The sequence below is a fragment of the Pseudomonas sp. YuFO20 genome, assembly GCF_035064975.1.
Lineage (GTDB): Bacteria > Pseudomonadota > Gammaproteobacteria > Pseudomonadales > Pseudomonadaceae > Aquipseudomonas > Aquipseudomonas putida_AE.
This window is the reverse complement of the sequence record NZ_JAXDEO010000006.1, coordinates 61620-75295: the sequence shown is the minus strand read 5'-3', so window position 1 is coordinate 75295 and position 13676 is coordinate 61620. Positions and strand designations below refer to the sequence as shown.

The following is a 13676-nucleotide window of genomic DNA, read 5'->3' as shown; positions in this document are numbered from 1 at the left end:
TAGTTAGTACTACCGTGTCGATTAGGCTTTCAGCCTAAATACAGGATTGGATCCATTTGATATCATGTGGCCACTCTCCCAGCTCTGGCTCTTTACCAGGCACGGATTGCTAGGCCAGAGTTGGGTGAGCTCTCAGGCCGTTCATTGGCCAGCGGAGGTAGGTGCGCTTCATGCTGCAACCTTCGGCGTGTAGGTCAGCGTGCCGTCGAGAATCGCCGCCTTGATGGCTTCAAACTCCCAGGCGTAATACTGCGACTCGACGTAGACGCGCATTTCGCCGTAGTCGTGCTGCTTGCGCCTGATAAATGCCTCCGCGGCGTCCTTGGTGAAGTGGCTGTTCACTATCTCCCAGCGCTTGTTCCAGCCGGTGACGGTGTGGTCGTCGAGTTCGGCCAGGAACTCCCACTGGTCATCTTCATCAAGCTCAAGGAAATCGCACTCGACGCTTTCTTGAGTGGCCCGGTTTATCTCAGCCTGCTCGTCTTCGTCGAGGTCCTCCCAATATTCAACCGGGGTGAACCACGATTGATCTTCAAGGCACATGACCAGGCCTTCGGCATAGTCCGGCTCGAAGCCGTAATCGATTCGCTTGGTCTGTACGGTGAAAAGCGCGGCCGCTGTGTGGTGCCATTTGACGCCGGCACCGTTGCAGTCATGGCGAAGGCGTTCTACGAAGTCGGTCCAGGTCGCTGCATCGAGGTCGGCGCCGGTCGCCAAGCTCGGTAGCTGCTCGGCCGGTTTGTTTTCTGTGGGCATGGGGATACCTCATGGGTAGCTATAGTTAACGATTCATGGGGAGGTAATTGCGATGGCTATTTACAGCGTTACTGCAGCTAGACATGACAAAGACGGAAAGTTGATTGCGATCCAGGGGCAAGAAACACATGGCCACGTGGCCAACACTTTGCCCCAGGTCTCCGCAGAGTCGCGTGACTTTTCCGTAGCTGAGGTATTGGGACTAATAGAGGGTGGAGATAATTTTCACCTAGTCTTCCGTATGTCAGGTGCCCCCGTTGGCGCAGGATTGATAATTCCCGATGGCAATGGGTCGCTGACAGAGGAGCAGTGTATTCCTGGCAGGCAGATCGCCGACCTTCCTCCGTTCTGAAGGCGTGCCGGCCACATTGGCCCGTCGGTATTGCCGATCAAGCGGCTTTAAGCAAAGCCTCAATGACACGCTGACCAGCCAGCGGAGGTACCGCGTTGCCGGCCATGTGCATGGTCAAACGATGATTGTCCGGCCGCTTTGTATCCGCCGGAAACGACATAGCGGCCAGTGCTTCGTTGGCAGAGAGCATTCGCATCTCATCGCCGCGCACCAAGGCCCACCGGTCTAGCGTCGTGATGGTGCCGATCGGCCTATCCAGGCTGCGACCGGTCAGGCCCGAGCCGGATCCGTAGTAGGGCATGATGAATCGCTCACCGAAGCGCTCCCGGCCATTCTTCACGCGGAGCAGCGTCGATTCAGCTCGTCCAGGCTTCTCGACCTTGCTCCACTTACCTGCGTCGAAATCAATGAACGATGAGGCTGGGACATGCCGACGCTGGTGAAGCTGAAGGTTCAGCGGTGCTTTACTCCTGGTGCAGACGAGAAACAGGCGCACCCGGTGCTGAGGCACGCCGAGATCGGCGCAATCGACAACATGGGGCGCGATCATGTAGCCGAGCGCAGCCATTGCCTGCGACCACGCGGGGTACAAGGCCCAGGCTGTGAACTCTTCGACGTTCTCGACCAGCACCACTTCCGGCCGGTGGAACTCGGCAGCCGACACAACCGCCCAGGCTGTTGATCGCGATGCGTCGTGCTGAGCGTTCCCAGACTTCTTGCCGCGCGCCTTCGAATGCCCCTGGCAACACGGCGAGGCGAGCATGATGTCGTGGGCAGGAACCTTCGACCAATCCGCCTGGTGCAGGTCCTGGCAGATGTGAATTGCATTCGGGTGGTTAGCGCTGTGCCACTCGACGGCGACAGGCCAGTGATTGGCGGCCCAGATTACGTCGATACCGGCATTGCGGGCACCGGTTGACCATCCGCCGAGACCGGCGAACAAATCGATTGCTGTAGGCATTGAGCGTCCTATGCCGGGTAGTGCCCGGGTGGTGGATAGTGGAGAGAGATCAACTAGAGTTCAGCGAGCAATCAACAGCACTCTAAGAAAGGGGAGATTTATGTCGGAGGTCGATACAACGCAGGCGCTTCGTAGGGCCACCAATCCGTATTGCTGGGGCGGCTTTACGATGCTTGGCGTCGCAGCGGTGGCGCCATTAATAGCGCTGTTCGTACCTTGGGTTCCTGTCGGGGAATCACAGGCGACTTGGTTTCAAAGAAGCGGATCGATTACCACAATCTTTTCACTGCTTGCCGCAACCCTATCGATAGCAGCCTCAAGAAACCTACACAAACCAGGTACTTGGGGAGACCTGTATGCGATTACCGTGTTGGCGGAGTACCAGCCAAACTTAAACCGGATAGAGCAGATGTCATTTGTTTTAACTTTGATCGGAACAATAATTTGGGGTTACGGCGACATTCCCTTCAGACATGGCTGAAACTCAATCGCCGCAGAAGCAGTCGATGTCTTCGGAATAGCCAAACGCATCCATCTGGCCCTTGTAATTTTCCGCGTACCAGGCCAAGTGAGAGTACTTCGGGCGGTCCATGCGAAAGACCTGGTTGAACCTTTCCTCGGCGCCAGACCAGAAAATCACCCGTTCCGGCTCGGCCTGAATTGCCTTGAACAGCTTGTCCTCACCTTTTTTCCAGCAGAGGTCGCAGTTGCCCAGGTCGGAGTCCATGCCGAGGTCAAAGGCCTGCGCCTGCCAGAATGCGGCGACGTCTTCCTTCGTGATGCCTGCGGTATAGGAGGGGCAAACGTTGTCCCAGCGAGTGCCGCCCTTTGCGTTGGCGGCCATCATCCGCTGGTAGCGTCCGGGCTCATCCTTGCGGATGCCGATCACGCAGTCCCACTCCTCGTAACCCAGCGAGCGCATGTGCTTTTCGCCAATCTTGATCTTCAGATACGCGGTGCACATGTTGTTGGAGAAGTTGGGCAGCACCGGTGACAGGTTCTTCTCTGCCTTCCGGTACGCGGCGTAATACTCGAGCATCATGGTGAATGGTTCGCCGTCGCGGCTGGCCGTTTCGAAGTCCACCAGCCTGTACCAGGGCGCATCATCCGGCTGGCCGTACACGCGGCACCACTCCATCCAGACGATGTTCACGTTCCAGCGCTTGGAAATCTGATCGATGAAGATCAGCGTTTCCTCGCGCTCCTTGCCGGTGTTCTGGAAGAACAGGTGCACGTCTTCCGGTAGGGCGCCGCCATGCGCTTCGAGGATTTTGTAGACCATGTGCCCGCTGGTGCGACCACCGCTGATGCCGATCTGGGCCGGACCCGTGATCAAATAGGGATTCATAACTGCTCCAGACAGCCGATTGCCTCGCCGGCTGGCGTGATTCGTTGAAGTGGGGTATTTGTGTTCGGCCCGGCATGGGGCCGGACAGGGAGAAGGTAATGAACTGGGAGTGCGTTTTTTACTGGATCGAGCATCACCCGGGCCTGGCTTCTTGGGTGCAAGCGATAGGCTCGGTAGCAGCAATACTCGTTGCCATTTATCTTGCAAGGGGCGAATCAAGAAGAGCAAAAAAAGACAGAAAGGAGCATGAGAGAGTTGTAATCTCAGGACTCATTTCAATGGCAGACAACGCAGCTCTCGCAGTCGAACGCCTGCACGCAAAAGCTTCTCCGAACTCAAGAAGTGCTGAGGATGTTGCTTACGTTGAAAGCAGTCTTGCATCTTTTATGTCAATCGATTTACTGACGCTTCCCAACGAAAAAATTCTAAATGAGGTTCTCAAGGTGCGATCAACCTTAGAGGTGGCCCTGCAAAAAGAAAGTTTATGCCATGGCTTACTGGATCAGGAATCTGCAAAAAAGGAACATGCTTTTATCAAGGAAGCAAGCAAGCTTATCTATGCTTCGTCGTTCAATTTGCAGGCTCTTCGAGCGCGTGTTTAAAATTAGACTCCAGCTTCAGTATTTGGTCATTACGGCCTGATCAGATAGTCGCGCGTTTGAGCTGCTCGCTGAGCTGGGAGGGCAGCCCACGAAGAGTCAACGTGCCGCCGTCTTTGTCGAATTCGATTTTTGAGCCGAGCAGGTGTTGCTCGAAGCTGATCGACAGCCCCTCGGCGCGACCGGTGAAGCGTCTGAATTTGTTCAGGGTCTTCTTGTCGGCGGGGATTGTGGCCGACAGGCCGTAGTCCTTGTCGCGGATGAAGTCGGCGAACACCTTCGGCTGGTCTTCATTGATCAGCTCTGACAGCTCGTCGATGGTTATTGGCTCGCCCAGCTTGGCCTGGGCCATGGAGTAACTGACCAAGGCGTGAATCTTCTCGCGGGCCGACTCTTCCCCCAGGTCTTCGCTTTCCACGAAGTCGCTGAACGCCTTGAGCAGGGTGCGGGTTTCGCCCGGGCCGTCGACACCTTCCTGACAGCCTATGAAGTCGCGGAAGTAATCGTTTGCTTTGCGCCCATTCTTGCCCTTGATGAACGATATGTACTGCCGTGACGCGGGATTGCTCTTCCACTCGCTAAGGTTGATTCGGGCCGCCAGGTGAATGTGATCCATATCCAGGCGCCGGACGGGTAGCAGCGTGAGCGCGTCGGTCATGACAACCGCTTCTGTATCTTGCACCATGGCAATGATCAGGTAGTCGGTCAGGCCCTGCTGGTAGTGGCAGAACAAGGCGTTGCCACCGACTGAGAGATTCGACTCTTCCATCAGCTTCACCAGGTGCTCAACGGCGTTGTCGCTGAAGGAAACGAATCCTTCGCTGCCGGCCAGGTACTTGCCGAGCCATCCACTGAACGGGTAGGCACCTGATTCGGCGTGAAAGAAACCCCAGGCCTTGCCGGCCTTAGCGTTGTAGCTTTCGTTGAACTGGTGCGTCAGGTCGTCCCGAGCCTGGCTCTCGACCAGCTCTGCGTCGCTGCGATGCAGAATTGCAGGGTTACCGTCGGGCTTCTTGTCGATCTTGTGGATAACGCTGTGAAGAACGGGCATTGCGAGTACCTCGGGTAGGCGCCGCCCTCCGTGACCGGATGCGGCATGGTGGCAATTTGGTTTGGGATGGGGTATTACGGTGTGTCCGGCATGGGGCCGGGTTAAGGAGATAATTGTGAAACCGGAAGTTTTCATCAGGGAGTTTGCTAAAGAAGACGTTCCTGAATATCCGTGCCCTTCTTGCGGAAAATCGAAGTTATCAAAAAAAGCTTTTGTATCTGACTCAAACGCTGCGACTAAAAGGAATGACGGCTCAGAGGACTGGGAGCCAGACTGGGATGAGTACGTTTTCAGTCTTACCTTAGAGTGCAAGGAGTGCCTCGAGACTGTTCTCGTCAGTGGTGACGGTTATGTCGACGAGGAAATCGATGTTGACGAGCATGAAAACTGGTCTAGGCAGTGGGTTGTAAAGTACCGGCCGAAGTATTTCTTCCCGGCTCTGCGCTTCATCGAATACCCTCAAGCTACCCCGCGAGAGGTGAAGCAGAGCGTCGACTCCGCGGCTGCGCTGTTCTACGCCCATCCTGGAGCATCATGCAATTCTCTGCGTATGGCCGCAGAGGAGGTGCTGACTTCACTTGGCGTCGCCGAGGCTCGCGTAGGTGAATTCGTTTCATTGGCGAGCCGTATCAAGAGCCTTCCAGAAGATTCCGCTGAGAGGAATCTCTTGGACGCTATTCGTTGGCAGGGTAATGATGGAAGTCATTCGAAATCGATCATTACTCATGCGGATGCTGAGGACACCTTCAATTTGATGAACCTTCTAATCGAAGAGGTCTACAGCGACCGGAAGCGGAAGATTCAAGAGCTAGCCAAGGCCATTAATGAGCACAAAGGCCCGGTTAGATTGCGTGGTTTTAAAGACTGACTATCGTTCGCGCTGGATTGGGCCGACTACTTCATCCCCCGGATCCTGCTGGATCATCAGCAGGCTCTTCCGGTGAAAAGCCTGCGACACGTTTTGGGATACCTCAATAACGTGTCGTGGGGGCCCAAGCAGGGGCGGGGCCCCGCCAGGGCCCAAGCCGTGCAGGTGGTGAATCATCAGCGTGATGGCCTCGCCTTGTTCCTCAATTCCACTCCAGGCCATCAGCTCAGCCAGGGCCTGGCGGGTGCCAGCCATGCAATGCAGCCGGATTTCTTCCTCTCCGCGAGCCTTTCGCCTCGCAGCCGTCTTTGCTGATCGATCTTTCTGCGCGACAGCCATGGGATACCTCTTCGATGCCGCTGGCCGGCAATGCCAGCCAGGCTTGTCGTTTGCGTTGTTGCACGCGTGCCATCCTGCGCATCAGGCTGATGCCGGGAAGTCGAGTGAGTAATCGGCGATCAGCCGGCGGCATAGCGTTTCGCTAATGCCGAGGTGCTTGCTGGCCTTGTACCGCGTCATGCCGGCCGCTTTGCACTCCACCAGTTGAGCGGCCAGAGCGGCTTTTTCGTCGGCGCTGATGAGTCTTCCGCGCTTGGTCTTCGGCGCCTCGATGCTCCGATAGCCGTAGGCCGGCTTCGGGATTTGATCGACGCCAGGGCTGTCCTTGCCGAGGCCTGTTGGAATCAGCTGTGCCTGACCCCCGGATGCAAAGAAGGCAGCTTTCGCCGCTTCCAGTCCACTTTGCCGCTTTGCGGCTTCATCGATTGCTTGGTCCATGTCAGGCACCTTTCGAGCGACTGTTGATGTTGATGTTGTGGATTTCGGCTAGCTCGCGCAGAACGGCCCGGGTGATGCCCAGGGCTGAGCAGATCTCCGCTTGTGACCGGTTGCCGGCCAAGGCCTTGATCTGGGTGACCATTGAGGCCCTATTCTGGCGGCGCACTTCCATCGTCTTGGCGGTGCTGGTCGAGAACTCGACGCCATGCTCAATGGCGATGCGGTTCAGCGTACGGGTTGAGCGGTGCAGCGCCTTTGATGCGGCGAAGACCCCTGCATCAGCGAACTGATGCAGGGCCTGGGCAATGGCTGGCTCGGTGGCCTTGTGGGCATCCCACCTCATGCTGCCGCCTTGACCAGCCTCACGCCGGCCATGCTGAAGGTTTGGCCCTGATCCGCGACCATCGCATCGAGCGCTTCCCAGTTGACGGTCAGCAAGGAGATAGGCGCCTGCCCATAGGCCACGGCTTTGACCAGGTCGAGCAGGTCGAATACTTCGGCCTGAAGGTTCACCGTCTGGTGCGCTGTCGCGGTCGCCGACTTGGGTGTCGACTGTGCCACCGGTGCGGACTTGATCGGGGCAGGCGTCACAACTGGCGCAGGCTCAGCGACAGGCTCGACAGCCTGCTTCGCCTTGGCATCCTCGATCTTTTGCAATTCCTCCTTGCGGATCTGCTCGCGCTGGGTTTCAGCCTTCTGTTCTTCGGCTTTCTGGTGCTCAGCAATTCGAACCTTGATCAGCGCGACCAGGTCGTCATTCGCCTTCATCACCAGTTGCTGAGCATCGATGAACAGGAAGGCATGGTCGGCGGCAAGGGTGCGCAGGCTTTCGAGGTTCAGGCGAATGCCGTCGGCCATCTGGCTCGCGTCAATCTTCGCCCGGGCCAGCTCGGTATCAACGGCGTCTTGCAGGCTGGCGATGGTGCGCTTGTTCTTCATGGCGCCCGCGAAGTCTGCGGCCACTGCCGGCAGGGTCACATTGCCCAGGGTCTTATTGATCGCTGTGACGTGATCAGTCAGCGCCTGCTCGGCCTTCTGCTTGATGTTGGTCTTCACCAGCAGCTCTTGAGCCTTCACCAACTTGTCGACCTTCAGGCGTGTTTCCCGGGCGTGCTTGCTGATGCGGTCCAGCGAGCAGAAGAGCTCGTCGATGGTCTGGGTTTGTGACAGCGCCTGCTTCTTCGCCGCGGTCACGGCGTCTTCGACATCGCCACACCACTTCACGGCCTTTTTCGCGTCCGCGAAATCCTGGTCGGTGGTCAGCGTGGTTTTCACCGAGTCAATCACAGCCAGAGCCGACTCCTCAAACACCTTCAGGTTGCTGGCGGTAACCATGCCAGTCAGCTCAATGCGCAGCGCTGGCAGCTCGTCCGGGGCCTTGCCGACGACGATAGAAGGGGCGTCCGCCACCTCGTGGCCGGCGAGATCCGCCTCGAACTGTTTCCATCCTTCGATCAATTGAGCCGCGCGACCGGCGACCGGGCGATATTCCATGCTGACGAAGTTTTCGGCGGTACCGTCGGAGCAAACGAAGATCACGCGCTCGGCGCCGCTCACCAGCAGCTGCTGCTCAAGCTGCCAGTAGTAGTGCGGGCCCAGGTCTTCTGTGCGCACCTGGGCAGCCAATGATTCGTTCCAGAGCTTGTGCTCGAACAGCGTCTCGCCGAGCATCGTCGCGCCGTCCATCGAGGCGAGCAGGTTGCCCTCGGTGCCCACGACTGGGTACAGCTCTTCGCCGATCATCACCTCAACCAGCGGTCTGGCCATCGCTTCCGTGGCGTGACCTTTGTCGAAGATGTACTGCTGCGACTGCGTGACTTCCGGCGCAATGCCGGTCTTCTTCAGTGTCAGCAGATCGGTGCGGGTCTGGTACTTCGAGGCGCCCATCATTGCCGGGGCTTCGGAGGCGGTGAAATGCTGGCTGCGCAGGGCATGCCACTCGGCGGAGCCTTGAGCTACGTTGTGAATTTTCATGCTGCGTCTCCATCGAGGGCTTTGAGGTTGTTGATCTTTTCTTTCTGCGCATCGGTCAGCGTGTACTTGCTGCTGATGGTGGCGATCAGGTGCTCGGGGCTGGTGCGGTTTGCATCAATCAGCGGCCGCCACTTGACCAGGTTCTCGGCGAGCAGGTCGTCCGAGTAGGCCGGCAGCGCTTCAGGATCCGGTTCCGACCTTTGCTGATGCGGGGTTACGTCGCGCGCCGGCTCTTCGAAGGACTTGCCTTCCATTTCGTCGGCGGTAGGGGCTGATCCGACTTCGGGGAACGCCTTGCGCAGGGCCTGGGCCTCGGCGCACTTGGCGAGCTGGGCAAAGGCCCGGCGCTTCCACATGGCGTTCGGTGCGATGGTGTCTTTGCCGGAGGTTGCGTAGTTCTCCAGCCAGCGCTCGCTGGCGGTGAACTCGGCGACAAGCCCGTTCGACATCTGGCGCTTTACCGTCACCCGGCACCATTCTGGATAGGTGACTTCAACGCCTGCCAGCTTCGTGGTGATCGATGGCCCGAACTCAGGGTCGCTGATGCCGGCGTATTGCCCGGTGCGCGCCGCCTGAATGCGGTAGAGGCCAATCCCGGGCATGACCACATCGACCATCCCGCGGCCTTTCTGGTAGACCGGAACGATGTGGACCGGCTTCAGCATTGGGTCCAGGTGTGCGGCCTGGCAGTAGGCCAAGACCATTACCACCGAGTTATGCGCGGCGCCCGGGTACAGGCTGCCACTCAAGACCTCGACAAGTGCTGCCTCAGACATGGCCGGCGCGTGGTCGACCTGTTTCATTACTGCGGACATGGGGAATCCTTGCCGCGATGCTCGCAGCGTTCGAAGGTGGTGGTTATTGGGTGATCTGGCCGGAGTAGGCGCTTGCCAGCATCCAGGCAGTGAAGAGCAGAAGGGCGATTGCTGAGCCGCGCCAGGTGTGAAGGCGCTTGGCGCGTTGATAGGAGGTCAAGGCCGAACCCTCACAGCGATCCGTCCACCCTTCATGGTTGCAGCCAGGCGCTGCGGCAGGTTGGCGACCAGTTCTTCGCGCTTGCGACCGATCACCTCATTGAAGGGCAGGCCGAAGCGGAGAATGGCGATGCGCCGCTCGATGCCTTCGAGCTGCTCATCGATGACCGTTTTTACTGGTGCTGTGCTCATGACAACTCCTTGCGCTTGCGGCTGATCTTCAGCAGACGAGCGCTGTAGTGGTGGAATTCTTCGGCGGTGATCTCGCCGGCGGTGAAGAGCCTCACAAGCAGTCCGTCGGCGAGGCTGTCGTCGATGTCTCGGCTGCCGGGGTGCTCCAGGGCTTCAAGCGCTTGGTCGATGGTGATGTGGGGGCTCACAGATCGGCGTCCTCGGCCTGGGCGATCAGTGCATCGTCTGCGAGCGGCTCGAGCAGGACTTCGGCAATCTCGCCCAGCTTGCCCAGCGGGTGGTCGCTGTTGCCGAGCAGCTCTGACGCGGAAGTCTTGTCGACCTGGCCCCGCTCAGCAGCGATAAGCAGCCGTCCGAGCGCCGGGGTATCGACCTCGCTGTCAGCCAACCGGTTGTTCACGTACTCGTCCACCGCCAGAGCTAACTGATCAGCTGTCACGCCCTGCGGCGCACGCATGCGGCGCTGGAATGAGACGTTGCTGGAGCGCAGCAACTCTTCGGCAGCGTTGTACAGCCATTCAGCCCGGGCGGCATCCTCCGGGCTGTCGCTCACTGGAGGCGGCCGGTGGCGACCTTGCTTCAACTGAGAAATCTGCGTTGCGTTCATGATCGCCTCCAGGGGCGAGGTGGAGTAGGCGAGGGCCGCCCATCCGTTTTAAACATATGGACCGCGGGCCATTTGGCGCGATCCACTTTTCAGATAAGCGATGCAGTGGGCCGCGTTGCGCGGTGCAGAATCGTCCGCATCGGGGTGTGATCTGGCAGGTGCCAATCTCTGCATCAGCCCTGTTCATCGCTCGGGCTTCGCTGCGTGGAAGCTTGCTGCTTGGCGGCAGGATTCAGATCACACTCCGATGCGGCCTGGTGCTGGGGAGTACCAGGTGCTCGGGCAGTTATCGTCAGGCTGACGTGACGCTGGTTGGTATTACCCGTGGGTGATGGATAGATCACTGATCACGCAAATCGAAGCGTCCTCAGGATCGGTTGATTCGGAGTAGTCGATCTGGTTGTAGACGCCGCCGTGGAAAGCGAGAGTCTTCGTATCCCAGGTGTTGTCGAGGCGCATGATTGCGGAAGCGGATTTGACGCCGTTGCAACTGGCAGATACCGATACAGCGCCGCTCGAATTGGCGTGAATGTTGATCTTGAAGAGTGCGCCGAGCGGCACGTTTTCCAATACCGTCGAGTTGACCGGATCGTCTTGTAGGTAGCTCGACCGGAACCCCATGGTGATTTTGCCTTTGTTCCAGAACACCTTTACCGGGGGGCGTTCAGAACCCTGCACATGAATTTGGCCGATCACGACCTTCTGCAACGAATTGACCTTGGTCAACCGCATTTCCTGACGACACCAATGGTCAGCAGCACTAGAAAATGGCCAGTAACCAGGTTCTTTCCATTCGCAGCGAGTTCGATGGACGCTTTTACTGGATGCGCCAAGGGTGGGCGCTGTCATCTGCAGCGATCCGTCGGGAAGCATTGAGATGACGCTGGGGCATTCGATCAGCGCTCGCCAACCGATCAGGTCGAGGGAGATAGGGTTCGTGTCGGAAATTGGAAGCGGGGTGGCGATGGTGAAGTTGCTGATGTCCACAGTCATTGTCGATTCCTTATTGCCTGATTTCCCGTCTGGCCCTGTCGCCAAGGCCAGCCAGTGAAATTAAATAATCGCCGTCATAGTCTTGGAGCCGTCACCATGTTCAGTCGTGATCATCATCGGCGTGGGTCGACCTCGGCGTTGTATGAAGGCATTCGCTTGCATAAACACGGAGTAGGGCTCGCCATCGCCATCAGGCAGTAAGGTGTTGCACACCAAGCCAGTGCAGTCCTCACCGTTCGGGCCTTCACCATCATGCCCAATGGCAAAGCTGGCCATCATCGCAATGCCTTGGGCCTTGCAGATTTCGATGATTTGCAGCATCAGCGGGCTGATCTGGCTGTCGTAGATCTCTTCTTTGTTCACGGTGCTGCCTCCGGTTGTTTTCCCAATGCACCCGGGTATCCAGGTGCATCAGTGAAATATTCCGTTGTTTCGCTCCCCCGTTACTGGCCACGGTCGGCTTGGCTGAACTAGGGCAAAAATGCCCTAGTTCGATCTCGCACCACGTCTGCCGGGTATCCCCACCTCTGCCCGTCGTCGCACATTTCGTGTTCGATGCTGTTACGGGTGGCTGTGCTGCTTTGCGTCCTCCATGTGGGAGGCCGGCCAGTTCCAGAGCTGGCATGGGCGACGATTTAGCTTGTCTCGACCCTTTCGGGTACGTCGCGTTGGTCACGTCAGGTTTTTAAAGAGCGGTCAGGCCGCTTGAGGCCCTTCGCAGTGGCGGTCCCTTTCGGGGGACTCGGTTGCGATGGGTTGAATATGTACTAATGGTTCACAGCGGTCAAGTACCAAAAGTACATAATTTTTCGAGAGGTACACAAACGGTGAAAATACCGTGAATGCTTTTTTACGGATTTACCTCAATGAATGGCTTCGCTATAGTTCGCACGGTACTGGATGCATATACAGCAAAAAGGGGGATGAAATGGCTAAGCCTAAGAAGCAGGAAAAACCCGCTGAGCGTCGTGAGATGAGCGGAATTGAAAGACTTGGCCTCCGCGTCTCATCGATGATTAATCACCCTGTTGCGCAGGTTCAGCGTTGGGTAACGATCCATCGTTTGGATACGGACGGAGACAGGGAGTGGGAGGAGGTGATGGGCTTGCTATCCGAGACGGACGGCATAGAGATGACGTTCAACGACGATGAGTCAGTGACCTTGAGATGGGAGGCCAGTACTGAGGAAGACCGCCCGGCAGAGGTGTTTGAGCCAATAGAGGAGCCGGCACCTTTCTAATGGGTAACAAAAATCCCGCTCGGCGGGGTGGGCTTGTGGTTTAACTGTTAGAAAGGGCAAATGCGAAAAGCCCGGCGCTAGGCCGGGCTCTCGAAGAATTTAGGCTGCGATAGCCTCAGTCCATTTATGCTCATTTAGCTGGAATACGGTTCTTTCATGCGTCTTAGCGCACGGTTCAACCTTCGCTGGGCCGAAGCTCGCGTGGATGAATGCAGAGTAGAACGCGCGCATCGAGATGTCGGCGGGTCCCTGGATTGCTTCGTTGCCTTTCTTTTCCCAGTTTGCAATTGTCTGGACATCGACTCGCAATAGGGCCGCCATCTCCTCTTGGACCAGGTCTTGCTCCTTTCGAAGGAAGCGGAACTGGTTTCCGGTCATGGGGGTCTTTTGCCTGATGATGTCGATCGCAATTGCGCGGTGCAGGCCCTCTATGTCTTCGATGATCACGCCCTGACCATAGGAAGACTCGACGATCTTGTAACCGTTTTTCAGGAAGATGCCGTCAAGGCCGCTGCCTGTGTAGTTAAACATTTTTTACCTCCCAAACCGTGATGGCAAAAAGCTCTCCTGGCTGAACCACCGGCTTTACAGAGACGACCATACATACGACATCTCGCGGTGGCGGTTCGCACATCCGAAACTCAAAGCTTTTATGCGTTGGGCTGTAGCTTGGGCCACGCACTATAGATCCTCTCTGCAAGCATCGTAACGCCTCGCCCATTGTTACGCCTCTCTGGACAAGCCTCTGCATGCAGTGATTCGTGAAGATAACCTTCGACGAATCCTTCGCCAGCACATGGACCAGGTCCTCAAGCTGCTGCCGCGACCATAATGGCTGATTTGTGCTCATATAAGCCTATAAGATTTATAGGTCGCGCCATACTATTCCGCAACCAAAAATAGTCAACAGGATGTTTTAGCTACCACCCCTTCGTTCTTGATAACACTGGATGCTTCAAAAGAGTCTCAGACCAGCGGGGCATT

19 protein-coding genes are annotated in these 13676 nt (G+C 57.4%); 4 read left to right on the top strand and 15 right to left on the bottom strand.

Going from position 1 to position 13676, the window contains the following annotated elements; genetic code table 11:
• Positions 1-168: 168 nt before the first annotated feature.
• Together SOP85_RS05215 and SOP85_RS05210 are read right to left on the bottom strand one after the other, a co-directional pair.
• Positions 169-756 carry a hypothetical protein gene (locus SOP85_RS05215; protein ID WP_323626308.1) on the bottom strand — a complete coding sequence of 196 codons (588 nt, stop codon included), beginning with the start codon at positions 754-756 and terminating at the stop codon, positions 169-171.
• A 389-nt stretch (positions 757-1145) separates the two neighbouring features.
• Positions 1146-2069, bottom strand: a complete 924-nt coding sequence (locus SOP85_RS05210; RefSeq protein WP_323626307.1) for a DNA cytosine methyltransferase — start codon at positions 2067-2069, stop codon at positions 1146-1148.
• A gap of 100 nt (positions 2070-2169) precedes the next feature.
• Between SOP85_RS05210 and SOP85_RS05205 the strand changes: the two genes are divergently transcribed.
• Positions 2170-2550 carry a hypothetical protein gene (locus tag SOP85_RS05205; protein WP_323626305.1) on the top strand — a complete coding sequence of 127 codons (381 nt, stop codon included), beginning with the start codon at positions 2170-2172 and terminating at the stop codon, positions 2548-2550.
• Positions 2551-2553: 3 nt separating this feature from the next.
• On the opposite strand, the gene SOP85_RS05200 is transcribed toward SOP85_RS05205, so the two are convergent.
• On the bottom strand, positions 2554-3417 hold the full coding sequence (locus SOP85_RS05200; RefSeq protein WP_323626304.1) for a hypothetical protein: 864 nt from the start codon (positions 3415-3417) through the stop codon (positions 2554-2556).
• A gap of 98 nt (positions 3418-3515) precedes the next feature.
• Here SOP85_RS05200 and SOP85_RS05195 point away from each other — a divergent pair, with 98 nt between their 5' ends.
• Entirely contained in the window at positions 3516-4019 is a 504-nt protein-coding gene (locus tag SOP85_RS05195; protein WP_323626302.1) for a hypothetical protein, read from the top strand.
• Positions 4020-4059: 40 nt separating this feature from the next.
• On the opposite strand, the gene yejK is transcribed toward SOP85_RS05195, so the two are convergent.
• On the bottom strand, positions 4060-5067 hold the full coding sequence (gene yejK / locus SOP85_RS05190) for a nucleoid-associated protein YejK (RefSeq protein WP_323626301.1): 1008 nt from the start codon (positions 5065-5067) through the stop codon (positions 4060-4062).
• 115 nt (positions 5068-5182) lie between these two features.
• Between yejK and SOP85_RS05185 the strand changes: the two genes are divergently transcribed.
• Positions 5183-5935: a DUF4145 domain-containing protein gene (locus tag SOP85_RS05185; RefSeq protein WP_323626300.1), complete on the top strand. Its 753-nt coding sequence runs from the start codon at positions 5183-5185 to the stop codon at positions 5933-5935.
• Here SOP85_RS05185 and SOP85_RS05180 read toward each other — a convergent pair whose 3' ends face one another.
• The 10 genes from SOP85_RS05180 to SOP85_RS05135 form a co-directional block, all read right to left on the bottom strand.
• Positions 5936-6274 carry a hypothetical protein gene (locus SOP85_RS05180; RefSeq protein ID WP_323626298.1) on the bottom strand — a complete coding sequence of 113 codons (339 nt, stop codon included), beginning with the start codon at positions 6272-6274 and terminating at the stop codon, positions 5936-5938.
• 81 nt (positions 6275-6355) lie between these two features.
• Complete coding sequence (locus SOP85_RS05175; RefSeq protein ID WP_323626296.1) at positions 6356-6712, bottom strand: hypothetical protein; 357 nt, start codon at positions 6710-6712, stop codon at positions 6356-6358.
• Between the two features lies 1 nt (position 6713).
• Positions 6714-7055, bottom strand: a complete 342-nt coding sequence (locus SOP85_RS05170; protein WP_323626295.1) for a hypothetical protein — start codon at positions 7053-7055, stop codon at positions 6714-6716.
• Entirely contained in the window at positions 7052-8686 is a 1635-nt protein-coding gene (locus SOP85_RS05165) for a YqaJ viral recombinase family protein (protein ID WP_323626293.1), read from the bottom strand. Before SOP85_RS05165 ends, SOP85_RS05170 begins: the two co-directional genes overlap by 4 nt.
• Complete coding sequence (bet, locus tag SOP85_RS05160) at positions 8683-9489, bottom strand: phage recombination protein Bet (protein WP_323626352.1); 807 nt, start codon at positions 9487-9489, stop codon at positions 8683-8685. The genes SOP85_RS05165 and bet overlap by 4 nt, the downstream gene beginning before the upstream one ends.
• 168 nt (positions 9490-9657) lie before the next feature.
• Positions 9658-9852, bottom strand: a complete 195-nt coding sequence (locus tag SOP85_RS05155) for a hypothetical protein (protein ID WP_323626292.1) — start codon at positions 9850-9852, stop codon at positions 9658-9660.
• The gene (locus SOP85_RS05150) at positions 9849-10040 is read right to left on the bottom strand and encodes a hypothetical protein (RefSeq protein ID WP_323626291.1); all 192 of its coding nucleotides are present in this window, start codon (positions 10038-10040) and stop codon (positions 9849-9851) included. Before SOP85_RS05150 ends, SOP85_RS05155 begins: the two co-directional genes overlap by 4 nt.
• Complete coding sequence (locus tag SOP85_RS05145) at positions 10037-10459, bottom strand: hypothetical protein (protein WP_323626290.1); 423 nt, start codon at positions 10457-10459, stop codon at positions 10037-10039. Before SOP85_RS05145 ends, SOP85_RS05150 begins: the two co-directional genes overlap by 4 nt.
• 318 nt (positions 10460-10777) lie before the next feature.
• Positions 10778-11452, bottom strand: coding sequence for a polysaccharide lyase family 7 protein (locus SOP85_RS05140; RefSeq protein WP_323626289.1), 675 nt, complete (start codon positions 11450-11452; stop codon positions 10778-10780).
• A 60-nt stretch (positions 11453-11512) separates the two neighbouring features.
• Positions 11513-11815, bottom strand: a complete 303-nt coding sequence (locus SOP85_RS05135) for a hypothetical protein (protein ID WP_323626288.1) — start codon at positions 11813-11815, stop codon at positions 11513-11515.
• 565 nt (positions 11816-12380) lie between these two features.
• Between SOP85_RS05135 and SOP85_RS05130 the strand changes: the two genes are divergently transcribed.
• The gene (locus SOP85_RS05130; RefSeq protein WP_323626287.1) at positions 12381-12692 is read left to right on the top strand and encodes a DUF1654 domain-containing protein; all 312 of its coding nucleotides are present in this window, start codon (positions 12381-12383) and stop codon (positions 12690-12692) included.
• Between the two features lie 99 nt (positions 12693-12791).
• Here the strand turns inward: SOP85_RS05130 and SOP85_RS05125 are convergent, their stop codons facing one another.
• On the bottom strand, positions 12792-13223 hold the full coding sequence (locus SOP85_RS05125) for a helix-turn-helix domain-containing protein (protein ID WP_223535342.1): 432 nt from the start codon (positions 13221-13223) through the stop codon (positions 12792-12794).
• Positions 13224-13676 lie beyond the last annotated feature (453 nt).